This window comes from Kribbella shirazensis, from assembly GCF_011761605.1.
Taxonomy (GTDB): domain Bacteria; phylum Actinomycetota; class Actinomycetes; order Propionibacteriales; family Kribbellaceae; genus Kribbella; species Kribbella shirazensis.
The window spans coordinates 7,657,367-7,681,404 of the sequence record NZ_JAASRO010000001.1 but is presented as its reverse complement, the minus strand read 5'-3'; the positions used below and the strand labels follow the sequence as shown (position 1 = coordinate 7,681,404).

Genomic DNA, 24,038 nt, shown 5'->3' with positions numbered 1-24,038 from the left:
TGCTATGTACCCCACCCCGAGCGAAGCGAGGGGTGTCTTCAGTCTTTCGGGCGCAACCGCAGCGTAGCCATTCCGCCGTCGACGGCGAGGGCTGTGCCTGTGGTCGAGCCGGACGTCGGGCCTGCCAGGTAGACGATCGCGAGCGCCACCTCCTCGGCCGAGACCAAGCGCCCGTGCGGCTGGCGCGCGTCGAGCGCGGCCCGCTCCGCGGCGGGATCGGGCGCCGCGTCGAGGAGCCGCTGGACCCAGGGCGTCGCCGCCGTGCCGGGGTTGACGCAGTTGACCCGGACGCCCTCGCGGAGGTGGTCGGCGGCCATCGCGAGGGTCAGCGACTGCACCGCGCCCTTGGTCGTGGAGTAGAGCGCTCGCTGCGGGATTCCGGTCGTCGCGGCCACCGAGGCGACGTTGACGATCGCGGCGGCCGGCGACTTGCGCAGGTACGGCAGGGCGGCACGGCTGACCCGGACCGCACCCATGACGTTGACGTCGAAGACCCGGTGCCACTGGTCGTCGGGGTTGTCCTCGACCGTGCCCTGGGCGCCGATGCCCGCGTTGTTGACCACCACGTCGATCCGCCCGAACGCCTCGACGGTCTGCTGCACCGCCGTACGCACACTGCCGTCGTCGGTGACGTCCGCCTTGAGTCCGAGCACACCCTCCGGCGCTCCGGACGGTTCGAGGTCGAGCGCCGCGACCCGCGCACCGCGGGCCGTGAGCTCGCGGGCGGTGGCCGCGCCGATGCCGGACCCGCCGCCGGTGACGATCGCGACCAGACCGTCGAACTCCCCGGCGCTCATCGGCTCGCCTCGAATGCGACGTACTCCTGGCGCTGGCGGCCGAGGCCGTCGATCTCGACCTCGACGACGTCGCCGGGCCGCAGGTACGAGAACCGCCCGGACAGCGCAACGCCCTCCGGCGTGCCCGTCATGATCAGGTCGCCCGCGTCGAGCACCATGTACTGGCTCAGGTGGTGGATCACGGTCGCCACGTCGAAGATCTGGTCGGCGGTACTGGAGTCCTGCCGCGGTTCACCGTTGACGAAGCTGCGCAGCCCGAGCTTCTGGTGCTCGACCTCGTCGGGAGTGACCAGCCACGGACCGACCGGGCTGAAACCGGCGGCGACCTTGCCCTTGCTCCACTGCCCGCCCGACTGCTCGAGCTGGAAGGCCCGCTCGGACAGGTCGTTGGCCACCACGAACCCGGCCACATGCTCCAGGCTCTCCGCGGGCGAGTCGAGGTACGACGCCCGCTTGCCGATCACGACACCGAGCTCGACCTCCCAGTCGGTCTTCGTGCTGCCGCGCGGGATCGTCACCGGGTCGTTCGGGCCGGCCAGCGTGTTCGGCGCCTTGAAGAAGACGACCGGGGTCGACGGCGGCTCGGCGCCCGACTCGGCGGCGTGCGCGGCGTAGTTCATGCCGATGCACACGATCGCGCCCGGCCGGCCGATCGGCGCCCCGATGCGCAGGCTGTCCGCGTCCTCCACGATCGGCAGCTCACCCGCGGCCAGCGCGGCCGCCACACGGGCCGGACCGTCGGACTCCCAGAACGGGCCGTCGAGCTCCGCGGTGATCCCGGCGAGACTGTGGACGCCGTCGTCGGTGACGACGACCGGCACCTCGGCGCCGAGCGGACCCAAGCGGGCGAACTTCATCGCATGACCTCCAGATCGTATCTTTAGCCGCTATCTACGGCTTGAAAGCGACTCTGGTCCACATTGACAGGCGAAACATATGATGTCTAGCGTGCTGTCCACAGTTCAGAACACTGGGAGCAGACGTGATTGACGTACCGCGCTTCGGTCTCGGGTGTGCGCCGCTCGGCAACCTGTTCCGGCGGTTCTCCGAGCCGGAGGCCGAGGCGATCCTGGAGGCGGCGTGGAGCGCCGGCGTCCGGTACTTCGACACCGCGCCGCACTATGGACTCGGCCTGTCCGAGGAGCGCCTCGGACGGTTCCTCGCGACCAAGCTCCGCGACGAGTACGTCGTCTCGACGAAGGTCGGCCGCCTGCTCCGGGAGAACCCGTCCTGGGACGGATCGGCGACGGATGCGACCGGTTTCGTCGTCCCGGCGCGGTTGCGGCGCGAGCTCGACTACTCGGCGTCCGGCGTCCGTGCGTCGGTCGAGGACTCGCTGGCGCGGCTCGGTCTGGACCGGGCCGACATCCTCTACGTGCACGACCCGGAGCTGTCCGGTGTGCCGGGCGCGACCGAGTCCGCGTTGACTGCACTCGCGGAGCTGCGGGCTGAAGGTGTGGTCGGCGCGATCGGCACCGGTTCGCTCGGTGTCGATGCTCTGCTGGCGACGGCGCGGACCGGGCTGGCCGACGTACTGATGGTGGCCAATCGCTACACGCTGCTGGACCAGAGCGTCGTACCGGAGCTGCTGGAGGCCTGCGATGCGTACGACGTGCGCATCGTCGCGGCTGCGGTCTTCAACAGTGGCCTTCTTGCGTCAGCGCCACGCCGCGATGCGAAGTACGACTACGGGGATGTGCCTGACGAGGTCTTCGCTCGCGCGCTCGAGCTCGACAAGATCTGCGGCGAGTACGGCGTCGACCTGCCCGCGGCCGCGCTCCAGTACCCGCTCCGCGACCCGCGCGTGGTCTCGGTGGTCGCCGGCGCAGCTGCTCCCGACCAGGTCCGCCAGAACCTGGCTCACCTCGCAGCACCGATCCCGTCCGAGCTCTGGCAGCACCTCACCGAACGGAACCTCGTGCCGCCACTGAGTTGACCGGCGGCCGGCGAACCTTGACAGCACAAACATGGCTGAGGTTAGCTACCAGCGCAGAAGTTATCGATCACTTTTCGGTACCGACTCGGGAGGAACGCCCCCTTGAACTCCAGTCAACCCATCCGGTTCGCCGCCGTCGGTCTCGACCACGCGCACATCTTCGGCCAGGTCGCCGGCCTGCTGCAGGCCGGCGGGGAGTTCGTCGGGATGGCGACCGACGACCCGTCGGCCGCGGTCGCGGTGAAGGTCCGCGAGCGCTATCCCGACGTCCCGGTCGTCGAGGACCCCGACGAGCTGATCGCCAGGGACGGGATCGACGTGATCGTGACCGCCGCGGTGCCGGACCGGCGCGGGCCGATCGCCGTCGCGGCCCTGCGCGCGGGCAAGGACGTGGTGGCCGACAAGCCGGGCTGCGTCACGCTCGCGCAGCTCGAGGAGATCGAGAAGGCGGTCGCCGAGACCGGGCGGTTCTGGTCCGTGACGTTCTCGGAGCGGTTCGAGGTGCCGTGCGTGATCAAGGCCGGCGAACTGGTCCGCGAGGGCCGGATCGGCACGGTGGTGCAGACCCTCGGCGTCGGTCCGCACCGGATCGGTGACCGCGGGCACCTCGGCGGCGCCAACGCCCGGCCGGACTGGTTCTACGACAAGGCCCGGTACGGCGGCATCATCACCGACATCGCCTCGCACCAGATCGACCAGTTCCTGTGGTTCACCGGTTCGCGCACCGCGGAGGTGGTGAGCAGCACCGTCGGGAACTTCGCCAACCCCGACAAGCCCGGGTTGCAGGACTTCGGCGAGGTCCTGCTGCGCAGCGACAACGCCCAGGGCTACGTCCGGGTCGACTGGTACACCCCGGACGGGCTGCCGACCTGGGGTGACGGCCGGCTGACGGTTCTCGGCACCGACGGGTACATCGAGATGCGCAAGTACGTCGACCTGGAAGGCCGGGACGGCGGCAACCATCTCTTCCTGGTCGACCATGAGGGCACGCACTACATCGACTGCTCGCAGGTCGGGCTGACCTACTACGCGGATCTGGTGCGCGACGTCCGGGACCGGACCACCACGGCCGCACCGCAGGAGCACACCTTCGAGACGATGCGGCTCGCGCTGACGGCTCAGCAGAACGCGGCCGTCCGCGGGGCGGCCCGGTGACCGACGGTGCGCTGAGGGTCGCGATCGTCGGCTGCGGCAACATCAGCCGCCGGCACGCGGAGGCGTACGCGAACACCGGCCGGACCGAGCTCGTCGGGACGGCCGACGTGGTCGAGGAGAAGGCGCGGACGCTGGCCGGGAAGTACGGCGCGACGCCGTACGCGAACGTGACGGAACTGCTGGCGGCGGAGGACCCGGACCTGGTCTCGGTGACGACGCCGCCAGGCAGCCATGCCGAGATCGCGATCGAGATCCTGGCCGCCGGGAAGTCGGTGCTGCTGGAGAAGCCGCCGGTGCTGAGCCTGGCCGAGATGGACGCGGTCGCGAAGGCCGAGCAGGAGAGCGCAGGCTCGGTCTTCGTGGTCTTCCAGCACCGGCACGGCTCCGGGGCGCTGCGCGCCGCCGACCTGCTCGGCCGCGGGGCGCTCGGCAGTCCATTGGTCGCGGTCTGCGAGACGTTGTGGTTCCGGCCGCGGAGCTACTTCGACCCGGAGTGGCGCGGTACGTGGATCGGCGAGGGCGGCGGGCCGACGCTCGGGCACGGCATCCACCAGATCGACCTCCTGCTGCATCTGCTCGGACCGTGGCGGACGATCACCGCCACCGCCGTACGACTGGACCGTCCGGTCGAGTTCGAGGACGTGTCGACGGCGTCGGTGATCTTCGAGAGCGGCGCGGTGGCGACCGTGATCAACAGCCTGCTGTCGCCGCGGGAACTGAGCCGGATCCGGATCGACACCACCGGCGGCACGCTCGAGGTCAATCACGTCTACGGGTACTCGGACCAGGATTGGACGTTCCATCCGGTACCGGACGCGGCCAAGGCGGCCGGCCTCGGCCTCGATCCCGGTGTCCGAACGGCAGATGATCCTGCTGACGGTGAACCCGGCGGTGCGGATCCGTGGACCGCGTCGGCCGGCGAGGACCTGCCGAGCAACCACGACGCCCAGCTCGGTCACCTGGTCGACGACCTGCTGGCCGGCCGGACCCACGAAACGACCCTGGCCGGCACCAGGCCGACGATGGAGTTCGTCACCGCGCTGTACGCCTCGGCAATCACCGGCAAGCCGATCGATCGCGCCGACCTGACCCCGGAACACCCGTTCTACCGCGCCCTCCACGGAGACCTGCCGAAGGACGAACTCGCCAAGTCGTTCCAGCCCGGCTGACGGTGTCAGCTGAGGATCGGGTTCAAGGGTGACTGTGGGAGCTGGCCGGGTGCTGTGCCGGGCATCCAGTTGGCGAGGTCGGCGGTCTGGTTGTCGTTGGTCGGGGTGGTCGCGCGGATATCGGCGTCCATGTAGATGACCGTCATGACGCGGCGCGGCTGGGTGCCGCGGTTGGGGCCGGCGTGGTGGAAGGTCCAGCCGCGGTGGAAGCTGGCATCGCCGAGGGCGAACGGTTCGACGACGTCCTCGAAGTCCTGCTCCGCCACGGCGGCCTTCAACCGCGCCTCGGACTCGTCGGAGATCGGGAGGTCGCGGCCGAACGCGAAGTTGTGGCTGCCGCGGGCGAAGGCGAGCGGGCCCATCTCCAGCGGCGTCTCCTGGAGCGGCAGCCAGATCGTCAGGCACCGGTCGGACGACAACGGCCAGTAGTACTGGTCGGCGTGCCACGGAGTGATACCACCGCTCGGCTCCTTGTACAGCGCCTGATCGTGGTAGAGACGCACGGCGTGGACGCCGAGGAGCGCGGCCGCGATGCCGGCCAGCCGGCGGGAGAACACCAGCTCCTTGACCTTCTCGTTCTGCTGCCACAGGTTCGTCACCTGCAGGAACGCCTTGCCGTAGGTGTCGCGTTCGGCCAGCGGCAGGTGCTGGGTGTTCAGCCGGATCACCTCGGAAGTGATCGTCGGCTCGTACTCCGCGATCGTGTCCGGGCTCAGTACGCCGGAGAGGTGAACGAACCCGTTGTGGTTGAAGTCGGCGGTGGCGGTCGGGGACAGGCCGTCGTACGGCGTGGCGAGCTCGTCGACGGCGATGTTCGTGATCGTCATGCCGTCCACGATTCCAACCGGCGTACCGAGGGCGCTACGCCGCTGATGCCCGCTTCTGGTACTCAGTTGTCCTCGTAGAATGCGCGGATGAAGCCGCGCTACGAACGGCCGGGAGTCCCCAGCGGTACGACGTTCACGTGCTTCACGAGGCGCGAGGCGGCGTTCGGGTTCGCCTGGCATTTCCACCGCGAGTACGAGCTCACGCTCATCACCGCGGGATCTGGCACCAGGTATGTGGGTACCACCGTGGAGCGGTACGTGCCGGGTGATCTGGTCCTGCTCGGACCCGATCTGCCGCACACGTACGCGTCCGACGCCGCGCGTCACCAGTCCGAGGCAGCGGTCACCCAGTTCCGCCACGACTTCCTCGGCGCGAGCTTCTTCGAACTCCCGCAGTTCGCCGGCGTCCGGAGCCTGCTGAGCCGCTCGGTCCGCGGGCTGTACTTCGCTGACGTCCCAGCCGAACTGCGGTCGGACATCGCCTGTCTGCCTGGCCTCACACCGGCGACCCAGACGGTGCGACTGCTCGACGTACTGCATCGCCTCGCCGATGCCACCGCGACCCCTGTCACCCGCCCGGGGTACGCCGCGGCGCCGAGCACCGCCGTACGCGATCGGGTCGACGTCGTGTGCCGGTATCTCCAGGAGGCGCACACCGAGCCCGTGCTGCTCGACGACGTGGCCCGGCTCGTGCACATGTCGCCGACATCGTTCAGCCGGTTCTTCCGTCGCGCCATCGGGTGCACGCTGACCGATTACGTCAATCAGTTGCGGGTGGAGACGGCCTGCCGCCTGCTCACGACGACTTCGCTGCCGGTCACCGACATCGCCGCCCGCAGCGGCTACCGGAACCTCGCCAACTTCAACCGGCGCTTCCGCGAACTGAAAGCGATGCGGCCGACGCAGTACCGGGCCGCGCATCGGTAACGAGCCTGGAGCGTGGCGCATCAATTGAAATGAGCGTTTGGATGAACTGATGCGTAAAGCGCTCGTGTCTTCGCGCAAAGTATGCGCGGTACCGATCGTTTTGCGGCACCGGGTGCGGGTACCGCGTGACTGTCGATATTTACGGAACGGGGCGGTCACGAGGAGGAACCCATGGGAATCGGAATGTCCGTTTTCCTGCTCGCCGTCGGCGGAATTCTGGCTTTCGGCGTGTCCGACCGATTGAGCGGCGTCGATCTGACCGTCGTCGGATACGTCCTGATGGGCGCCGGAGCGATCGGTCTCGCGGTCGCGCTGATGTTCGCCAACCAGCGCAGCAGGTCGACACACACGTCCGTTCACGAGCGTCGTGACCTCCACGACTGACAGGCCTGGAGTGAGGATGCCCGAAGCGCGGAAACGCCAAGCACGCGAGCTGTTGCTCGACACACTGTTCGACAAGGTGGAGAAGGACCGCTTCCCGTCCATCTCGATGCTGGACATGATCGAGTCGCTGCTGCGGCCCGACGAGGTCCAGATCTACGTCCGCCTCCTGCTGCGCAAGACCAGGCGCGAGATGTACCCCAGCATTCCCATTCTGCGCCGGATCGCGGCACTCGCCGAGTGATCCGTCCGCACCGAAACCGGTCGTTGCCAAAGGCCACTCGGATTCCCGCTGAGGGCCGTACCACTGTGGAGGGAGAATTCATGAACACCACCGCAAAGGTGGCGGCCGCCGTCGCGAGCGGATATCTGCTCGGCCGCACCAAGAAATTGAGGCTGGCAATCACCGTCGGTGGATTGCTGGCCGGTAAGCGGATTGCCACCGATCCGCGCGCGATCGCGCAACAGCTCGCGACCCTGGCCGAGAAGAATCCCGAGTTGGCCAAGCTGTCCGATCAGGTGCGGGGCAAGCTGGTGACGGCCGGCCGCGACGCGGCGGTGGCCGCCGCGAGCAACCGGCTGAACCGGGTCAGCGACTCGATCAGGGACCGGACCGACCGGTTGCTGTCGACGGGCAGTGGTTCGGAGGAGACCGACCAGGGGGCGGAGGAGTCCGACGAGGAGCAGGAGCGTCCGAGGCGGCGCAGGCGGCCCGGCCGCCGTACCGTCACAGCTCGCCGGGAAGGCCGCCGTACCCGCGCCGACCGAGCTGAGCAGGACGGTTCCGGGCCGGACGGTGACGAGCAGGACAGTGACGAGCAGGACAGTGACGAGCAGGACAGTGACGAACAGAACGGTTCTGGCGAGGACCGGGCTGAGCGGGGCGACGGCCGGCGGCGCGAAGGCTCCCGGCGGACGGCCAAGAAGACGGCAGCCAAGGCCGCGAGTGGCGAGAGGACGAGCTCCAGCACGCGGAAGTCGGCACCCGCCAAGAAGGCCGCGGCCAAGAAGAGCACGGCGAAGAAGGCCCCCGCGAAGAAGAGCGCGGCGAAGAAGTCCGCACCGCCTCGCAAGACGGCCGCCAAGAAGGCCCCCGCGAAGAAGACCGCTGCCAAGAAGACTGCCGCGAAGAAGACCGCGGCGAAGAAGAGCACGAGCAGGTCGACGGGTGGGTCCTCGGCGCGGAAGCGCGGGTGATCGACGATGGCCGAACGATCGCGCAGCGAGGACCAGAACGGGTTCAGGTCCATCCTCGACGAGCTTCCGGTCGACCGGTTGAAGAGCGAGCTCCAGGACGCGCTCGCCGCCGCCGCGGAGCGGACGGCGGAAGCCGCGTCGGACAAGATCTCCGGCCTGGCCGAGCGGCTGACCGACGTCGCGGCCAACGGCGGCGTCACCGGTAAGGCGCTGGCCGAGGGGGGTAAGGCGGCGGCGACCGGTGGGTCCCCGTTGCTGGGTGCGTTGAAGGGCGGAGTGATGGGTGCCAAGGACAAGGCCGCCGAGGCGCTGGGTGGTGGATCCGGCAGCGGGGGCAAGAAGAATCCGCTCAAGGCGACGACGATCATCGAGTCGATCGACGTCGGCGTACCGATCGAGGTCGCGTACAACCAGTGGACGCAGTTCCAGGACTTCTCCGGGTTCATGAAGAAGGTCGAGCAGGTCGAGCAGGAGTCCGACGAGAAGCTCGAGTTCAAGGCGAAGATCCTGTGGTCGCACCGGAGCTGGCAGGCGACCATCCTCGAGCAGGTGCCGGAGGACAAGATCGTCTGGCGCTCGAAGGGCGACAAGGGGCACGTCGACGGCAGCGTGACGTTCCACGAGCTGGCGCCCAATCTCACCCGGATCATCGTGGTGCTCGAGTACTACCCGCAGGGCCTGTTCGAGCGGGTCGGGAACATCTGGCGCGCGCAGGGGCGGCGAGCCCGCGTGGAGCTGAAGCACTTCCAGCGGCACGTGATGACGCGGGTCGTCCTCCATCCGGACGAGGTCGAGGGCTGGCGCGGCGAGATCCACGGCGGCAGTGCCGAGCCCGGTGACGAGTCGGAGGAGGAGTCCGCGGAGGAAGAGCCCGAGGACGAGTACGAGGACGAAGAAGAGCCCGAGGACGAGTACGAGGAAGACGAGTACGCGGACGAGGACGAGTACGCCGAGGACGAGGACGAGGGCGAGGAGGAGGGGGAGTACGAGGACGAGGGTGACGAGGAGGAAGCGGAGCCCGAGGACGAGTACGCCGAGGAAGAGCCCGCCGAGGAAGAAGAGCCTGAGGACGAGTACGAGGAAGACGAATACGAGGACGAGGGCGAAGAGGCGGGGGAGTACGAGGACGAGGGTGACGAGGAGGAAGCGGAGCCCGAGGACGAGTACGCCGAGGAAGAGCCCGCCGAGGAAGAAGAGCCCGAGGACGAGTACGAGGAAGACGAATACGAGGACGAGTACGACGAGGGCGAAGACGGCGAAGAGTACGAGGACGAGGACGAGTACGACGAAGAACCTGAGGAGCGGCCGCGTCGCCGCGCGAGCTGATCAGTCGACTGGAAGGTAGACCCATGACCATCGCGGCCAGTGGCCCACGCCGCTCCGGAGGCTATCTGGAGCGGCCGGCACCGAGCAGCCTCGCCGACGTCATCGACAGCATCCTGGACAAGGGACTGGTGATCGATGCCTACGTCCGGGTCTCGCTGGTCGGCATCGAACTGCTGACCATCGACGCCCGCATCGTCGTCGCGAGCGTGGACACCTATCTGCGCTTCGCGGAGGCGACGAACCGTCTGGACCTGTACGAGAAGGGCAAGGACCTCCCGGACGTGGTCTCGGAGATCACCGAGAGCGGCGCGCAGGGCAAGTCGCGCGGCCTGCTCACCGGCGCGAAGGAAGCCCTGCTCGGCTCGGACGACGAACGTCGCGGCCGGGACGAGAAAGAGGAGATCGAGGAGGACGAGGCCGAGTACGAGGAGGCGCGCCCGCGCCGCCGGCCGGCCAAGAAGGCGGCCGCCCGTCGCCGGAGGAGTGAAGAGTGAGCGTCACCACGCAACGTGACGTCGGGCTCGGATGCTACCTGTACGGCATCGTCCCGGCCGGCGTCGTCGTACCGACGGACCTCGTCGGTGTCGACGAGCAAGCGGTCACCCTGGTCCCGTACGGCGACCTCGCCGCCGTCACCAGCCCGCTGCCGGTTGAGCATGCGCTCGTGGGGCGAGCCGATCTGCTCGCGCACAGCCGTGTCCTGGACACGTTCGCTGCGTCCGGGCCCGTTGTTCCCGTCCGTTTCGGCTCCGTGCTGCAGAGCGTGGACGCGGTCGCGCGTGAGCTTCTGGAGCCGCGCCACGACCAGTTCCAGGCGATGCTGGGCGAGCTGGCGGGTCATGCGCAGTTCACCGTTCGGGCTCGGTACGACGAGCGGCAGATCCTGACCGAGGTCGTCGCGGAGAACGCCGAGATCGCCCAACTGCGCGCCGCGACCCGCGATCGGTCCGACGCTTCGTCGTACGGCGAACGTGTCCTGCTGGGGGAGTTGGTGGCGCGCGCTCTCGAGAGGAAGAGCGCCGAGGACGGGCGTCGCCTGCTCACCGAGCTCGAGCGCCACGCGACGGCCGTGAACGTCCGTGAGAGCGCCGGTCTCGATCGGCTGCTCGACGTGGCGCTGCTCGTCGACGACAAGCGGCGTGGTGAGTTCGAGAGTGCGGTCGAGGCGCTGGCGGCGGAGTTCGCAGGCCGGGCGCGGTTGAAGTTGATCGGGCCGACGGCGCCGTACGACTTCGTGGACGCGGAGGAGCGATGGGCCTGATGACGAACCTGCTGACGCTGCCGCTCGCCCCGGTGCGGATGACGATCGCGCTGGCCGAGCAGATCCGGCGCCAGGCCGAGAGCGAGTACTACGACCCCGCCCGGATCCGCCTGCAGCTCGAACAGGTCGAGGCTCTCCGGGAGGCCGGGGCGATCGACCCGGACGAGGCGGTCGCGTTCGAGGACGAGCTGCTCGCGCGGCTGCTGGCCGCGAACGAGCGGCAGCGTTGGGAGGCCTGACATGGCCACGCCGAGAAAGACCACGCCGAGAAAGACCACGCCGAGAAAGACCACGCCGAGAAAGACCACAGCGAGAAAGACCACGCCCGGAAAGTCCACTCCCAGAAAGACCGCACCGGCGAAGAAGAGCGCGGCGCCGAACGGGCAGCGGGCGTCGGCGAAGTCGTTGCGCGACATCGCCGTCACGGCCGCGCGGGAGCTCGCGCAACTGATCGGGCAGGTGCCCGAGGGGATCGTCGCGGTCGAGCAGCAGGACGACGGCTGGCGGGTGCAGGTCGAGGTGGTCGAGTCGCACCGGATCCCGGAGACCACGGACATCCTCGCTGTGTACGAGGTCGACGTCGACTACGACGGCGTCGTGATCAGCTACCGGCGGACGGACCGCTACGTCCGCGGACGGATCCAGGATTGAGGGATTCGCGATGACCGAACCGACGATCTCGCCGCGCAGGGCCGGCCTGGACCGCTACGGTCTCGCCGGTGCCGCGCCGCGCCCCGAAGGCCTCGCGGACATCCTGGAACGGGTGCTCGACAAGGGCATCATCATCGCCGGCGACATCCGGGTGAACCTGCTCGACATCGAGCTCCTGACCGTCAAGATCCGGCTGCTCGTCGTGTCGGTCGACAAGGCGATGGAGATGGGCATCGACTGGTGGAAGCACGATCCGATGCTGTCCGTCGACGCGCAGGAACTCGAGGACGAGAACCGCAAGCTCCGCGAGCGGGTGGAGGAACTGGAGCGCGGCCATGACTGAGACCGGTACAACTGAGACTGGTGCCACTGAGACCGGTACGTACGTCTACGCGGTCGGCCGGAACCTCGACGAGGAACTGCTGACCCGGCTGGACGGGGTCGGCGACGCGCCGGTCCGGGTGATCAGCCATCGCGACCTGGACATCGTGGTGAGCACGGTCGACCTGGACGAGTTCGGCGAGACGGCGCTGCGGACGAACCTGGAAAGCCTGCCCTGGGTGGAGAAGACCGCCCGCCGGCACGACGAGATCGTGCGGCGGGCGGCCGCCCTCACCACGGCCCTGGCGCCGTTCCGGCTCGTCACGATCTACCGGTCGGACGACGCCGCGCGGGCGCGGATCGAGGAGTTGTACGACGACCTGACGCCGGCGCTCGACCGGATCGACGGGCGCAGCGAGTGGAGTGTGAAGGCGTTCAACCGGGCACGGACGACGACGCCGGCGGCGGTCGAGGCCGAGGCGCCCTCGTCCGGGGTCGCGTACCTGCAGCGACGCCGGGCCGAGCTCCGCAGCCGGCAGGAAATCGCCGCGGACCAGCAACTGCTCGCCGAGCAGCTGCTCCGGGACCTGGTACCGGCGACGGCCGCGACCCGGCGGCTCGCTCCGCAGGACCAGCGGCTGACAGGGCGCGTCGAGGGGATGGCGCTGAACGCCGCCTTCCTGGTCGACGACGATCGCAGTACCGAGTTCTTCGCGCTGGTGAACGAGCTGCGGGCGCGGTACCCGTCGTTCGATGTCGAGCTGGACGGACCGTGGCCGCCGTACTCGTTCGCCGTACTGGACAAGCCATGACCGGACAAGCCGTGACTGTGCACACCACGTCCACCGTGGCGTCCGAGCCCAGCCTGGTCGATCTGCTCGACCGGTTGCTGGGCAAAGGTGTCGTCATCACCGGCGACGTCGTGATTTCGCTGGCCGAGGTCGACCTGGTGCGGATCCAGCTGTCGGCCGTCATCGCCTCGGTGCGTGAGGAGATGGGTTCGCATGGTTGAACCGCTGGTCCCGCTGAGCGAACGGATCGACGCGAACGCGGACACGGTCGAACGCGAGCTGCTGAAGCTGGTGCTGACGATCGTCGAGCTGGTCCGCCAGTTGATGGAACGCCAGGCGATCCGCCGGATGGATCAGGGCGATCTGAGTACGACGCAGGTCGAGGAGCTCGGACTCGGGCTGATGCGGCTCGAGGAAGCCATGACGGCGCTGCGGGAGCAGTTCGGTCTGAGCGCGTCCGACCTGAACATCGACCTCGGCCCGTTGGGGTCGTTGCTGTCCGAGTAGGTGATCGAGATGAAAATCCTTCGAGGGATCGGTGCGGCGCTGGTGTGGCTGCTCGCCACGGTGGTGATGCTCGTCGCGGCGGTGCTGTGCATCACCGTCATCCTGTTGCCGTTGGGCGTGCCGCTGATGGCGCTCGGCCTGCGGTTGTACGGGTACGGCGTACAGCTGATAATCCCGCGGCCCAAGCCGGTCGAGCGCGGCAAGAAGACGGGGCGGAAAGTACGGAAACAAGCAGGGAAGAAGGTCCGCGGTGTGAGTGATCGCGCCGCGAAGACCACGAAACACGGCCGGAAGCGCCTGGCCGGCGTCTTCGGAGGCTGATCATGAAACTCCTGATGAGACTGGTCGTCAACGCGATCGCACTCGCCGCCGCGGCCTGGCTGCTGAGCGACATCACCGTCAGCGGGACCAGCACGACCCGCAGAATCGTCACGCTGGTCGTGGTGGCGGCGATCTTCGGGCTGGTCAACGCGGTGGTCAAACCCCTGGCCACGATCCTGTCGTTGCCGTTCATCGTGCTGACGCTCGGCCTGCTGATCTTCGTCATCAACGCACTGATGCTGCTGCTGACGTCGTGGATCAGCGACGGCCTGAACATCCCGTTCGAGGTCGAGGGATTCGGTACGGCGCTCATCGGAGCGCTGATCATCACAGTCGTCAGCTGGCTCGTGAACGTCATACTCCCGGACAAACTCGAAGCCGGTTGAGCCGGCGGGGCTGGTGCGGGTCAGCCGCGCAGGGCCCGCTCGAGCTCGTCGCGGCCCATCTTGGAGCGGCCGGGAATGCCGCGTTTCTGGGCTTCCCGGTACAGCTCCTGACGGGTCTTCGGTTCGGATCCGCCGGACCGCTTGCGCTCGGCAACCGCGGCGCCCTGCTTGCCCAGCGCCGTACGGGTCTTCTTCGGCATGCTCTTGATGGACTTCTGCGACGTCGCGGCCTTCGCTGCCTTGCGCACGTTCTTCCGCGCGGCCGACTTCTGTTTCTCGGTAGCCATGTCCGTCCCGTTCCCATGGATGCCTCAACCACACGTCGACCACACCGGTCGACCGGGCTCCACGCCGGGCACCTAGCCGATTGCCAGGACGAGACCCGGCCCTCGAGCTTGGCTGCACTCGGCCTGGCCGAGGCAGCCCGGCGCGAAGCGTCCTACCGGTACCCGTCGAACCGCTGAAAACACTGCCTTTCCTGGATCAGATGGCCCGGGTTTGGGTACCGGCGACGTACGAACCGAGGAGGTCCTGATGCCCAGCAAGTCGGCGAACGTCAAGAACGAGAAGCAGTACGAAGCCCTGAAGGACAAGGGCATGTCCAAGCAGCGTGCCGCGCGGATCGCGAACGACTCGAAGTCGAGCGAGCGCGGGGGCAAGCAGAGCGGTAAGGGCGGCGACAGCAGCCAGGGCGGCACCACCGCCCAGAAGAAGAAGGCCGGCCGCAAGGGCGGCAAGGCAGCGTCGAAGAGCTGAGACCGATCTCTACCTTGGGAGGTTCTGATGGCGGCCTGTGAGGTGTGCGGCAACGAGTACGACGGAGCGTTCGCGGTGATCACGCCTGACCGGCAGGAACACACCTTCGACAGTATCGAGTGCGCCGCGCAGGCGATCGCGCCGACGTGCGCGCACTGCGACTGCCGAATCCTCGGACACGGCGTCCAGGCCGGCGACAAGATCTACTGCTGCGCCAACTGCGCCCGCAACGCAGGCACGGACGCGGTCCGCGACCGCGCCTGACGCCCTCGCCCCAGGACCTCGCCTGCCCACTCGCCCCGCGGCAGCCCCTGCCACCCACCCCGGCCCGCGGTCGATCGGACGGTCAGCCGCCGGCGCGGTGTTTGCCGTGGCGTGCTCGTCGTTCCGCGCCGCTCTCGCCGGTGCCGGCCGCGTCCGTGGCGGTGTCCTTCGCGGTGTCGTTCGTGGTGCCGTTCGTTGTGTCGTCCGTGCTGTCGTCGCCCGCGACCCGGCCGACGAACTCTTCGCTGCGGCCGGTGCCGGTCGTGGACGGCGTACCGCCGTCCGGATCGCCACCGGTCGCTCGCGTCATCGCGGTGCTGCTGTCGGCGGGCGCGTCGGACTCGTTGACCCGGTGCGACAACCGCCACCGCTTGAACCTCTCCCAGATCGACATCGCAGACTCCCCTTGCTTGCCGAGTGCAGTCCGGTACCCCGCCTGCACTCGGCGAAAACTCAAGGGTCTGCGCCTCCCGGGTCAGGCGGGGACGAACTTGACGGCGCTGGTGCGGAGCCAGCCGGTGCCGGCTGCGTTGGTGAGGGTGATGTGGCCTGCGGTACCGGCGGTGAAGGTGTAGCGGCCCAGGAGGATCCAGCGGGTGCCGCCGGTGGTTTGGTCGAGGGTGGTTGCGGCGGATCCGGTCGCGTGGGTGACGGTGTACCGGGCGGCGGTGGTGCTGTTCGAGTGGTTCGGGACCCAGGCGTAGACGTCGTACTCGCCGGAGGCCTCCAGGGTCGGGCGCCAGTCGGCCGTGGCCGTCGCGGTGTTGCTCGTTCGTGTCGGGGCGCCCTGCCAGCCCGCGACGCTCGACCCGGTCCAGGTGCCCGTCTCGGTGTAGCCCTCGTCGTCGATGCCGACGATGGCCATCGGCTTCGGCGTCACCGTCGCGGTGGCCGGCTTCGATTCGTTACCGCTCTGATCCACGACCGTGACCGCGAGTGTGTGAGCCACATTGTTGGTGAGACCACTGACCGGGAAGCCGAGGCCGCGGGACTGGGCGTCGGCCGGGTTGCCCGTCGGTACGTCGGTGATGCGCCGGCCGTCGACGTACACGTGGTATCCGTGCAGGTCGACCTCGGTGCTCTGCGGCCAGTACAGCACCGCACCGCCGTTGGTCGCCTCGGCGGTCACTGCTGCCGGGGCGGCGGGCCGCACCTGGTCCGACGGGACGTGGACGACGAACGGGGCCGACGGTGCGGACTCGTTGCCGGCCCGATCGACCGACGTCACGGTCACCCGATGCGTCTGTCCCGCCAGCAGCTCGTACATCCGGAACGAGTTCGCGTGGACAGGCTGCCAGGTGACGCGATTCTCGTCGAGGTACACGTGGTACCCGATCGCTCCGGTCGGTCGCCAGCGCACCTGGAGGATCTGGTCGCCGTTCGACGCAACCGGTGTCACATCGGCAACGACCGCATCCGGTGCCGACGGCAACTGGTCGCGCGCCGGAGCCGGCAGGAACTTGACGGCGTCGGCGCGTGCGATGCCCGCGCCGTGGTTCAGCTCGACCGAACCCTTGCTGCCGGCATCGAAGCCGAAGTTGCCGAGCTTGACCCACCGATCGACCCCGAGGCTCAGGTCCGGCTCGACCGTACTGACACCACCGGCATGCCTGACCGTGTACGCCGGGGGCGTGGACTGATCACCACCGACGCGGACGAACCGTACCGCGTTGGTCCGCAGATACCCCCGCCCCGCGGCGTTGGCAACCGTCACGCGTCCCGCCGTACCGGCCGCGAAATCGTAGGTGCCCAGCGAGATCCACTGCTTGCCGCCGGTCGTCTGACTGAGCTCGACCGAGTTCTGGCCGCCCTGGTGCTCGACGGTGTAGCGCGCGGCGGTGGTGCTGATCGCGTCGTTCGGTACCCAGGCGGAGACCTCGTACCGCCCGGTGATCGGCAGGTCGGGCTGCCACTGCGCCGTGGCCCTGGTGTCGTTGGAGGTCCTGGTCGCCGTACCGTCCCAACCGGGGATACTCGACGCTGCCCAGACCCCGGTCTCGCTGTAACCGCTACTGGTGACGCCGACGATCGTCTCGTTGTCCCGCCGCCCGTCCGGGATCCACGCATAGACGTCGTACGTCGTCCTGCGGGGCAACGTCGGCGTCCAGCGCGCCGACGCGGCCGGATCGCCGGACCAGCGCGTGTCCTGGGCACGCCAACCCGTCACGGTGCTCGAGGACTGCCACGTTCCCTGTTCGCTGTAGCCGGTGTGATCGTTGTCGACGACAACGGCCGGGACGAACTTCACCGCGTCGGCGCGCAGCGTGCCGGCGGCCGCCGGATCCGGCGTCACCCGGACGCCCTGACCGCGGCCCGGCGTCATCTGGTACGCCCCGAGACTCACCCATTGCTGTCCCGCGCCGTCCTGGTTCACGACGACCGGGGTCTGGCCGCCGTCGTGCCTGACGGTGTAACGAGCGGACTTCTGGCCCGTGCGCAGGAAGTTCGGGTTCCAGACGAAGACCTCGTACGACTGCTTGGCCGGCAACTGCGGTCGCCAGTCGGCCGCTGCGGCGGGGTCGTCGGTACGACGCACATCCTTGCCCTGGAAACCGAACACCTGGTGGTGTCCGTCGGTGATGTCGTCGGTCCAGGTGCCGGACTCGGAGTACCCCGGTCCGCCGTTGTCGACCACGACCGTGCCGGCGGACTGATCGGCGTCCGGCTGGACCGGAGCGTAGTACCGGAAGTAGTCCCACGCTGTTTCGCCCGGCAGGTTGGTCTCGTCGACCGGCGCGGTGAATCCGAGGGTCGTGAGCCAGACGTTCTGCAGACCGTGCGGCCCCGGCTTCGGCAGGACGCGGGTCAGTTGACCGTCGATGAAGAACCGCACCTCGGTCGGAGTCCACTCGAAGCCGTACGTGTGATAGCCGTCCGAGGAGTCGGGACCGCGGTAGATGCCGCCGGGATTGCCGATGTGCTGCGGAACGAACCAGTGCGAGACGTGGCTGAACACGTCAGGGTCATGTGAGTCGACCTCGAAGCCGTCGATCTCGTTCACCCGGTTGTTCGGGCCCTTGTACTGCGGGGTGTCGGGCACGTAGTCGGACAGCCCGGTCGTCCAGAACGCCGAGTGGAAGCCCGCATCGCCCCACAGCTTGGCGCGCACCTCGTAGTACCCGTAACCGAACGTCCGCTTGCTGATCACGCCGCCGCAGGTGTACGGCTTCCCGTTGCGGTCCTCGCGCTCGAGCGCGATGCGCAGCGAACCGTCGGAGACGGAGACGTTGTCGGGGCTGTTGGAGCAGATTGCCTTCTCGCCCTCGCGGTAGAACCACGACCCGGTGTCGAGCCGAGCACCGTCGAACTCGTCGGACCAGGCGAGCCGGTGCCCCGGAACCGGGAGCGTGGGCGTCGCGTCGGCGACCGACGCGGCGGGCGGTGTGCTCACCAGCCCCGCGGCGAGCAGCATGCTTGCGATGCCGATCTGAACAGCTGTGCGGACCTTCACGACCGCGACCTCCTAGTTTGACCGGACGAGCTTGACGGAGTCGGCGCGGATACAGCCCGCTCCGTCACGATCGATCCGCACGATGTACGACGTACCGCCGGTAAGAGCTTGGTTGCCGAGCCGGACCCAGCCGCTGGCCTGGGTCAGGTCGACGCGGGACCGGATCAGCGCTGTGCTGCCGTCCCAGACCGTCACGGGTGCGTCGACCTGTCCACCGGATCCGCCGACCCGGTAGAAGTAGACGTCGTACGACCCGGTGGCCGGGGGAGTGATGGTCCAGCGACCGGCCGTGCCGCTGTCACACGAGAAGCGCGCCGTCAGACCCGCGAAGCCGCGGACGCTGGACGTGGTCCAGCCCGTCCCGGACTCGGTGTAGGTGCCGGCCGGGGTGTCGTTGTCGGCGTACGCGTCGCGCTGGTAGAAGCGGAAGTAGTCGAACTGCACCTTGCCGGGCAGTGCGCTCTCGTCGACGTCCGGAGCGGCGGGCGGGTAGGCGATCGCGGTCAGCCAGACGTTGAGGAAGTTGTGCAGGTAGCTGTCGGCCGGGTACGTGACCGGTACGCCCTGACGCTCGACGAGCACGCCGTCGACGTAGAACCTGACCGAGTCCTCGCGCCACTCGAACCCGTAGGTGTGGAAGGCAGCCGAGGTGTCGAACGTGTCGTAGATCCCGCTGGTCCGCAGTCCCCCTTGATCCCAGCCGATCACGTTGTGCCGGATCTTCGCCGGCGCGACGGAGTCGACCTCGAAGCCGTCGATCTCGGTCTGCGGGCTGGTGCCCCCGAGTTGCGCGGCCCAGAAGGCCGAATGCCAGCCCTTGCCGACGTTCGTCTTGGCGCGCGTCTCGTAGTAGCCGTAGCGGAGCCGGCGCTTGCTGATCAGGCCGCCGCCGGTGTACAGGCCGCCTGAGTCCACCGTTGTTCCACAGTTCGCACCGGCCCGGTTCTTCGGGCACAGGGAGATCGTCATCAGTCCACCGCCGACAGCGACGTTCTCGGGGCGCTGCTGGCTGCCCTTGGTGTCGGTCCGGTAGGACCACTCGGCGGTGTTCGGTGCGTCGCCGACGAACTCGTCGGCCCAGGCCAACTGGTAAGCCGCCGGCGCGGCCGCTACGGCCGCCGTGGCCTCCGCGGACCCGGCCGGTGAGGGCGCGGCGGCTGCGAGCAAGAGGGGTGCTGCGAGCAGTGCGGTCAGTCTCATCTCGTTCCTCCGGGGCCGATGGGCGATGGCTCCTGCAGGTGATGACGACTGGACGCTAGCACTAGAGATCCACTATGTGAATATCCAATCCTCATTGTCGCTGGACAATCGGCCCGGCAGCGGGTGTGGCGGCTGGGACCCGGGTTGTGATCCCATCTACGATACGGATGACAGAACCAAACCCTGACGGTGAGAGGTGAGCTCCGTGGCGCGTGTGACGGGTCGTGAGGCCGGGCCGGGAACGCAGAGCGTCGAGCGAGCCTTCTCGTTGCTGTCCGAGTTCACCGAGGCGCATCCACAGCGGCGGGTCTCCGAACTGGTGGAGGCGACCGGGCTCGGCCAGTCGACGGTGTCGCGGCTGGTCGGTGCCCTGGTGGCGCTGGGATTCCTGGCGTACGACCAGCGCAGCGGCCTGTACGGCATCGGGCCGAAGGTGATCACGCTGGCCGGTATCGGCCTGAACGAGCTGCCGGTGCATCAGCAGTCTCGTCAGGTGGCGCAGAACCTGGCCGCCGACCTGAACCTCGGCGCGAACGTCGCCGAGCGGCGCGGGTCCGAGCTGTTCTACCTGTGCCACTTCGAAGGCCGCGCGGCGGGCCGTTCGTCCACGCTGGTCGGCCGGCGGGGTCCGCTGCATGCGACCGCGATGGGCAAGGCGCTGATCAGCGAGCTCCCGAAGGCGGAGCTACGGGACCTGCTCGGCCCCGACCTGGCCCGCTACACGCCGCACACCGTGATCGACCACAACGGCCTCGACAAGCTGCTCCGTGAGGTCCGCGCGCGGGGGTACGCCCTCGAGGTGGAGGAACTGGCGTTCGGCCGGGCCTGTCTGGCCGCGCCGGTTCGCGATCGGACCGGCGCGATCGTCGCGGCGCTCTCGGTCTCCGGCCCACTCTCGGCGATGGACCTCGCCAACCGCGAGGAATCCCTTGCCATGCAGGTCATCGAGCAGGCTGATCAGATCTCGTCGGGTCTGGGATATCACGCGTCAGCCGCCGTGAGCTGACCAGCACTGCGCCCAACGCAGCCGTCGCCGGCGCGAACAGGAGGGCCGCCGGTACGGCGTACCACGCGCCCACGCCTGCCGCGATCAGAGCCGCGGCGACGGCCACGCCCAGCGCAGGCCGCCGCCACGCGACATGGAGCGTGAGAAGCCAGACCTCCGTCGTACGGCGGGACGCAGCGGCGACCGCGACGGCGGGGAGCAGCCAGAGCGTGACCAGATACCCCAGCAGGACAAGGGACAGCGGCACCGCGAGGACCGTCCCGCGCGCGGTCACAAGGTAGAACGCGAGCACCCATACCGTTGCCAACGGCAACCCCAGGACGAGCTGTCCGCGGATCAGCCACTCGCGCCACCCGGCCCAGAACGTCGGCCAGGCGTGCACCTCCGGCGCGGTCAGGTAGCTCCGGATCAGCCGGTGCGCTGCCAGGGTCGCCGGCGCGATCCCGGCCACGACCGCACCGGCGGCGACGCCCAGGATCCACAGCATCGAGACGACGACCAGCCTGACGGGCCAGTCGAGCCACCGGTAGAACCCGGCCGCGCGGCCGGTGAGCTCGACCTCCATCAGTCGGCCCGCAATCTGGCTTGCAGGTCGTCGCGCCCAACCACGGCGGGCGACAGCACCGACAACCCGCCGTCGACCGGCAGGACCACCCCCGTGATCGCGGAGGCCCGCGGTCCGGCCAGGAACGCGACAGCGTCCGCGACCTCCCGCGCCTGGATCGTCCGGCCCAGGGGATACCCGGTCGATGCGTCCGGCAACTTCTCGCCGCCGACCATGCCGGGTGCGACTGCGTTCACACGCACCCCGCGCTGCGCGTACTCGACCGCGAGCTGGCGAACGAGTGCGTCCACACCGCCCTTGGCCGCGGTGTACGCAGCGGTCCACGGCGCCGTCACCAGCGTGTTCACGGACGAGACCGCGACGATCGCGCCGCCGCCCGCTGTCAGGTGCGGCAGCGCCGCCCGGATGGGAAAGAACACGGTGTCGAGTGTGTTCGACATGGCCTCGCGCCATTGCGTGTCACTGGTTCGATGCGCCGGGACCAGCGGCATTCGTCCGGCAGCGGTGACGAGGACGTCCAGGCCTCCGAGCTCGGCCGCGACCCGGTCCACCGCCTCGGCCGCCGCGGCGGGATCCGAGCAGTCCGCGCTCAGGTGCAGCTCCAGGCCCTCGACCTGATCGTTCTCGAGCGACACCCCCGCGACCCGGCAGCCGTCGGCCGCCAACGCGGTGACGATTGCCGACCCGATGGGCGTTGTCGCGCCGATCACGAGCGCGCGCCGACTCATGTGATGCACGCCGCGCGGACGGCGTCCTCGTCGACCTCCACGCCCAGCCCCGGTCCGTCCGGTACGGCGAATCCCAAGTGACCACGTTCGAGGGGGGTCGTCAGTACGGTGTTCACCGGGTCGAACAGCGCCGGATGGAACTCGTACGCCATCAGGTTCCCGATGGCCGCCGAGGCGTGGATGCTCGCGGCCATGAGCACACCGAGTCCGGACGAGTGATGCGGCGCCAGCGGAACGAACCAGGTGTCGGCCACCGCTGCCAGGTCGACGGTTTCGGTGATCCCGGTCCGGCCGACGTCCGGCTGCAGGACGGCCGCGGCGCGCCCCTCCAGCCACGGGCGGAACTCCTGCCGGTGCCGCAAGCTCTCGCCGATCGCCACCGGAGTGTCGATCCGGCGCGCGAGCTCAGCATGTCCGCCGACGTCCTCGAATCCGACCGGCGCCTCGAAGAACCACGCGCCCAGTTCGTCGAGTCCGCGTCCGAGCCGGATGGCTTGTGCGACGTCGTACACGCCGTGCACGTCGACGGCGATCTGCAGGTCGTCGTGCACCGCACGCAAGGCCTCGACGGTGGCGAGGTCCTCGCGGACGCCGTACCCGAGCCCGATCTTCACCTGCCGGACGCCTTCGTCCACCCAGCCCTTGGCATGGACGACCCGCTCGCTGTCCGTCGCACCCTGCAGCCCCGACACGTACGTCGGTACGACGTCGCGCTGAGCACCGCCGAGCAGTTGATGGACCGGGAGGCCGGCGATCCGCCCGGCCAGATCCCACAACGCGACGTCGATCGCGGCGATCGCATCTCCCTGGTGTCCGCCGAGATGACCGCGTTCGCGCATCAGCGCTCGGAGTGCGGCCACCAGCGGCCGGACGCGGGTCGGATCGGCGCCCAGTAATGCGGGCTTCAGCAGCAGCTCGATGATCTTGGCGGGTACTTCGGGGGCGACCGGCGCCAGCGCCTCGCCCCAGCCGACTGACCCATCGTCCGCGCTGAGCCGCACCAGCAACGCCTCCCGCGCGGAGCCGTAGATGCTCGGCCACGGCGGTCTCGTGCTGTAGCTGCGCGGTGCGGACAGCGCCAGCGGAAAGACCTGTACGTCGATGATCGTCGGCATCAGTGGATCCCGGTGAGAGGAACGGTTGCGGCAGGAAGGTGCAACCGGTCGAGTATCGCGGTCAGACCGGTCCGCGCGCGAGCATCGAGAGCACGCGCCGGCAGCCGGACCGTGGCGTGATCGATGAGCCCGCGCGCGACGAGGACCTCCTTGTGGACCGCCCAGGCGATCCCGGGCTGCAGACCGTGGACGAGCAACGGCAGCAGCAGATCGAACCGTGCCCTCGCGTCGTCGTACCGTCCGGCCCGCCAGTCGTCGAGCACCGGTGCGAGCAGGTCCGGGATCTCACAGGCCGGCATCGTGCCGACGGCGCCGGCGGCGAGTTCGTCGAGGAGGAACTGTGCGTTCTGGCCGCCGAGGACCACGAAGCCGGACGTGGTGATCCGGTCGACGACGGCCGCCACCTTGGGTGCGGTCGGCGGTGCCTCGACCTTGACCGAGGTGACACCGGGAAGTGCGGCGAGCTCCGCGATCTGCGGTGGCGACATGGCCACTCCGGTCACCCCCGGGGCGTCCTGCACCATCACCTCGAGCCCGACCGCGGCCACCTCCCCGTAGAACCTCGGCAGCTGCGCAGGGCTCGGCGCAACCATGAACGGCGGCAGCACCATCACCGCGGATGCGCCCGCGGCCGCAGCCTCCGCGGCCTGTTCGACGGCGGTCACGGTCGACGTCGCCGCCACACCGACGACCAGCGGTACGGCGTTCGCGACGACCTGAGCCACCTCCTGGGTGACCAGGCGACGCTCCGCGGAGGTCAGCGCGAACGCCTCGCTGGCCATCCCGAGGACGGCGACTCCGTGCACTCCGCTCGCGAGCTGGAACTCGGTCAGCCGGCGCAGGCCGGGCAGATCGAGACTGCCGTCCGGGCCGAACGGGGTGGCGAGGATCGGAACGAGTCCCTGGACAGTGGGTCGTTGCTCGGTGTTCAGCATTCGGCATCCGATAGGTGCTTGACGTGATCCATCATGTGCGTAAGGCTGCCACATAGTGGATGTGA

The 24,038-nt window shown here is 69.0% G+C and carries 32 protein-coding genes; 21 read left to right on the top strand and 11 right to left on the bottom strand.

Features of this window, described 5'->3' with window-relative positions:
* Window positions 1-38: 38 nt before the first annotated feature.
* A complete protein-coding gene (locus BJY22_RS36580; RefSeq protein WP_167216239.1) occupies window positions 39-797 on the bottom strand; it encodes an SDR family NAD(P)-dependent oxidoreductase in 759 nt (252 codons plus the stop codon).
* Window positions 794-1,654, bottom strand: coding sequence for a fumarylacetoacetate hydrolase family protein (locus tag BJY22_RS36575; RefSeq protein WP_167216237.1), 861 nt, complete (start codon window positions 1,652-1,654; stop codon window positions 794-796). The genes BJY22_RS36580 and BJY22_RS36575 overlap by 4 nt, the downstream gene beginning before the upstream one ends.
* Window positions 1,655-1,779: 125 nt before the next feature.
* Here BJY22_RS36575 and BJY22_RS36570 point away from each other — a divergent pair, with 125 nt between their 5' ends.
* From BJY22_RS36570 to BJY22_RS36560, 3 genes are all read left to right on the top strand, one after another.
* Window positions 1,780-2,733, top strand: a complete 954-nt coding sequence (locus tag BJY22_RS36570; RefSeq protein ID WP_167216235.1) for an aldo/keto reductase — start codon at window positions 1,780-1,782, stop codon at window positions 2,731-2,733.
* A gap of 102 nt (window positions 2,734-2,835) precedes the next feature.
* Window positions 2,836-3,888: a Gfo/Idh/MocA family protein gene (locus tag BJY22_RS36565; protein WP_167216233.1), complete on the top strand. Its 1,053-nt coding sequence runs from the start codon at window positions 2,836-2,838 to the stop codon at window positions 3,886-3,888.
* On the top strand, window positions 3,885-5,057 hold the full coding sequence (locus BJY22_RS36560) for a Gfo/Idh/MocA family oxidoreductase (RefSeq protein WP_167216231.1): 1,173 nt from the start codon (window positions 3,885-3,887) through the stop codon (window positions 5,055-5,057). Before BJY22_RS36565 ends, BJY22_RS36560 begins: the two co-directional genes overlap by 4 nt.
* A 5-nt stretch (window positions 5,058-5,062) precedes the next feature.
* Here BJY22_RS36560 and BJY22_RS36555 read toward each other — a convergent pair whose 3' ends face one another.
* Window positions 5,063-5,884: a phytanoyl-CoA dioxygenase family protein gene (locus BJY22_RS36555; RefSeq protein WP_167216229.1), complete on the bottom strand. Its 822-nt coding sequence runs from the start codon at window positions 5,882-5,884 to the stop codon at window positions 5,063-5,065.
* An 87-nt stretch (window positions 5,885-5,971) separates the two neighbouring features.
* Here BJY22_RS36555 and BJY22_RS36550 point away from each other — a divergent pair, with 87 nt between their 5' ends.
* From BJY22_RS36550 to BJY22_RS36480, 15 genes are all read left to right on the top strand, one after another.
* Window positions 5,972-6,811 (top strand): AraC family transcriptional regulator, encoded by an 840-nt coding sequence (locus tag BJY22_RS36550; protein ID WP_167216227.1) that lies wholly within the window; start codon window positions 5,972-5,974, stop codon window positions 6,809-6,811.
* Window positions 6,812-6,982: 171 nt separating this feature from the next.
* The gene (locus tag BJY22_RS36545; protein WP_167216225.1) at window positions 6,983-7,195 is read left to right on the top strand and encodes a DUF6458 family protein; all 213 of its coding nucleotides are present in this window, start codon (window positions 6,983-6,985) and stop codon (window positions 7,193-7,195) included.
* 16 nt (window positions 7,196-7,211) lie between these two features.
* Window positions 7,212-7,436 carry a hypothetical protein gene (locus tag BJY22_RS36540; RefSeq protein ID WP_167216223.1) on the top strand — a complete coding sequence of 75 codons (225 nt, stop codon included), beginning with the start codon at window positions 7,212-7,214 and terminating at the stop codon, window positions 7,434-7,436.
* Between the two features lie 80 nt (window positions 7,437-7,516).
* Window positions 7,517-8,389, top strand: a complete 873-nt coding sequence (locus tag BJY22_RS41270; protein ID WP_202891431.1) for a hypothetical protein — start codon at window positions 7,517-7,519, stop codon at window positions 8,387-8,389.
* 6 nt (window positions 8,390-8,395) lie between these two features.
* Window positions 8,396-9,715, top strand: coding sequence for an SRPBCC family protein (locus BJY22_RS36530; protein WP_167216221.1), 1,320 nt, complete (start codon window positions 8,396-8,398; stop codon window positions 9,713-9,715).
* Between the two features lie 23 nt (window positions 9,716-9,738).
* Window positions 9,739-10,209, top strand: coding sequence for a gas vesicle protein GvpJ (gene gvpJ, locus BJY22_RS36525; protein ID WP_167216219.1), 471 nt, complete (start codon window positions 9,739-9,741; stop codon window positions 10,207-10,209).
* Window positions 10,206-10,976: a GvpL/GvpF family gas vesicle protein gene (locus BJY22_RS36520; RefSeq protein ID WP_167216217.1), complete on the top strand. Its 771-nt coding sequence runs from the start codon at window positions 10,206-10,208 to the stop codon at window positions 10,974-10,976. The genes gvpJ (BJY22_RS36525) and BJY22_RS36520 overlap by 4 nt, the downstream gene beginning before the upstream one ends.
* Window positions 10,976-11,215: a gas vesicle protein GvpG gene (locus BJY22_RS36515; protein WP_238350560.1), complete on the top strand. Its 240-nt coding sequence runs from the start codon at window positions 10,976-10,978 to the stop codon at window positions 11,213-11,215. Before BJY22_RS36520 ends, BJY22_RS36515 begins: the two co-directional genes overlap by 1 nt.
* A 1-nt stretch (window position 11,216) precedes the next feature.
* A complete protein-coding gene (locus BJY22_RS36510) occupies window positions 11,217-11,627 on the top strand; it encodes a gas vesicle protein GvpO (protein WP_167216213.1) in 411 nt (136 codons plus the stop codon).
* A gap of 10 nt (window positions 11,628-11,637) precedes the next feature.
* A complete protein-coding gene (gene gvpJ / locus BJY22_RS36505) occupies window positions 11,638-11,970 on the top strand; it encodes a gas vesicle protein GvpJ (protein ID WP_167216211.1) in 333 nt (110 codons plus the stop codon).
* Window positions 11,963-12,760 (top strand): GvpL/GvpF family gas vesicle protein, encoded by a 798-nt coding sequence (locus tag BJY22_RS36500; protein ID WP_167216209.1) that lies wholly within the window; start codon window positions 11,963-11,965, stop codon window positions 12,758-12,760. The genes gvpJ (BJY22_RS36505) and BJY22_RS36500 overlap by 8 nt, the downstream gene beginning before the upstream one ends.
* Window positions 12,757-12,960 carry a gas vesicle protein gene (locus BJY22_RS36495; RefSeq protein WP_167216207.1) on the top strand — a complete coding sequence of 68 codons (204 nt, stop codon included), beginning with the start codon at window positions 12,757-12,759 and terminating at the stop codon, window positions 12,958-12,960. The genes BJY22_RS36500 and BJY22_RS36495 overlap by 4 nt, the downstream gene beginning before the upstream one ends.
* Window positions 12,953-13,246: a gas vesicle protein K gene (locus BJY22_RS36490; RefSeq protein ID WP_167216206.1), complete on the top strand. Its 294-nt coding sequence runs from the start codon at window positions 12,953-12,955 to the stop codon at window positions 13,244-13,246. The genes BJY22_RS36495 and BJY22_RS36490 overlap by 8 nt, the downstream gene beginning before the upstream one ends.
* A gap of 9 nt (window positions 13,247-13,255) precedes the next feature.
* Complete coding sequence (locus BJY22_RS36485; protein WP_167203122.1) at window positions 13,256-13,567, top strand: hypothetical protein; 312 nt, start codon at window positions 13,256-13,258, stop codon at window positions 13,565-13,567.
* Window positions 13,568-13,569: 2 nt separating this feature from the next.
* The gene (locus BJY22_RS36480) at window positions 13,570-13,953 is read left to right on the top strand and encodes a phage holin family protein (protein WP_202891430.1); all 384 of its coding nucleotides are present in this window, start codon (window positions 13,570-13,572) and stop codon (window positions 13,951-13,953) included.
* A 20-nt stretch (window positions 13,954-13,973) separates the two neighbouring features.
* On the opposite strand, the gene BJY22_RS36475 is transcribed toward BJY22_RS36480, so the two are convergent.
* Window positions 13,974-14,240, bottom strand: a complete 267-nt coding sequence (locus tag BJY22_RS36475) for a hypothetical protein (RefSeq protein WP_167216205.1) — start codon at window positions 14,238-14,240, stop codon at window positions 13,974-13,976.
* Window positions 14,241-14,487: 247 nt separating this feature from the next.
* Between BJY22_RS36475 and BJY22_RS36470 the strand changes: the two genes are divergently transcribed.
* Together BJY22_RS36470 and BJY22_RS36465 are read left to right on the top strand one after the other, a co-directional pair.
* A complete protein-coding gene (locus BJY22_RS36470) occupies window positions 14,488-14,709 on the top strand; it encodes a DUF7218 family protein (RefSeq protein WP_167216204.1) in 222 nt (73 codons plus the stop codon).
* Between the two features lie 27 nt (window positions 14,710-14,736).
* The gene (locus tag BJY22_RS36465; protein WP_167216203.1) at window positions 14,737-14,973 is read left to right on the top strand and encodes a hypothetical protein; all 237 of its coding nucleotides are present in this window, start codon (window positions 14,737-14,739) and stop codon (window positions 14,971-14,973) included.
* 82 nt (window positions 14,974-15,055) lie between these two features.
* Here BJY22_RS36465 and BJY22_RS41265 read toward each other — a convergent pair whose 3' ends face one another.
* The 3 genes from BJY22_RS41265 to BJY22_RS36450 all read right to left on the bottom strand — a co-directional run bounded on the left by BJY22_RS41265 (window position 15,056) and on the right by BJY22_RS36450 (window position 19,624).
* Window positions 15,056-15,367, bottom strand: coding sequence for a hypothetical protein (locus BJY22_RS41265; RefSeq protein WP_202891429.1), 312 nt, complete (start codon window positions 15,365-15,367; stop codon window positions 15,056-15,058).
* An 81-nt stretch (window positions 15,368-15,448) separates the two neighbouring features.
* Window positions 15,449-18,424 (bottom strand): glycoside hydrolase family 16 protein, encoded by a 2,976-nt coding sequence (locus tag BJY22_RS36455; RefSeq protein ID WP_167216202.1) that lies wholly within the window; start codon window positions 18,422-18,424, stop codon window positions 15,449-15,451.
* A 12-nt stretch (window positions 18,425-18,436) separates the two neighbouring features.
* Complete coding sequence (locus BJY22_RS36450; RefSeq protein WP_167216201.1) at window positions 18,437-19,624, bottom strand: family 16 glycosylhydrolase; 1,188 nt, start codon at window positions 19,622-19,624, stop codon at window positions 18,437-18,439.
* A gap of 205 nt (window positions 19,625-19,829) precedes the next feature.
* On the opposite strand from BJY22_RS36450, the gene BJY22_RS43185 reads away from it, so the two are divergent.
* Window positions 19,830-20,630 carry an IclR family transcriptional regulator domain-containing protein gene (locus tag BJY22_RS43185; protein ID WP_167216200.1) on the top strand — a complete coding sequence of 267 codons (801 nt, stop codon included), beginning with the start codon at window positions 19,830-19,832 and terminating at the stop codon, window positions 20,628-20,630.
* Here BJY22_RS43185 and BJY22_RS36440 read toward each other — a convergent pair.
* The 4 genes from BJY22_RS36440 to BJY22_RS36425 are packed head-to-tail and all read right to left on the bottom strand — an operon-like array spanning window position 20,566 to window position 23,973.
* Window positions 20,566-21,195 (bottom strand): DUF624 domain-containing protein, encoded by a 630-nt coding sequence (locus BJY22_RS36440; RefSeq protein WP_167216199.1) that lies wholly within the window; start codon window positions 21,193-21,195, stop codon window positions 20,566-20,568. The genes BJY22_RS43185 and BJY22_RS36440 overlap by 65 nt on opposite strands.
* Entirely contained in the window at window positions 21,195-21,923 is a 729-nt protein-coding gene (locus BJY22_RS36435; protein WP_167216198.1) for an SDR family NAD(P)-dependent oxidoreductase, read from the bottom strand. Before BJY22_RS36435 ends, BJY22_RS36440 begins: the two co-directional genes overlap by 1 nt.
* Window positions 21,920-23,038, bottom strand: coding sequence for a mandelate racemase/muconate lactonizing enzyme family protein (locus tag BJY22_RS36430; protein ID WP_167216195.1), 1,119 nt, complete (start codon window positions 23,036-23,038; stop codon window positions 21,920-21,922). The genes BJY22_RS36435 and BJY22_RS36430 overlap by 4 nt, the downstream gene beginning before the upstream one ends.
* On the bottom strand, window positions 23,038-23,973 hold the full coding sequence (locus tag BJY22_RS36425; protein WP_167216193.1) for a dihydrodipicolinate synthase family protein: 936 nt from the start codon (window positions 23,971-23,973) through the stop codon (window positions 23,038-23,040). Before BJY22_RS36425 ends, BJY22_RS36430 begins: the two co-directional genes overlap by 1 nt.
* Between the last annotated feature and the right edge of the window lie 65 nt (window positions 23,974-24,038).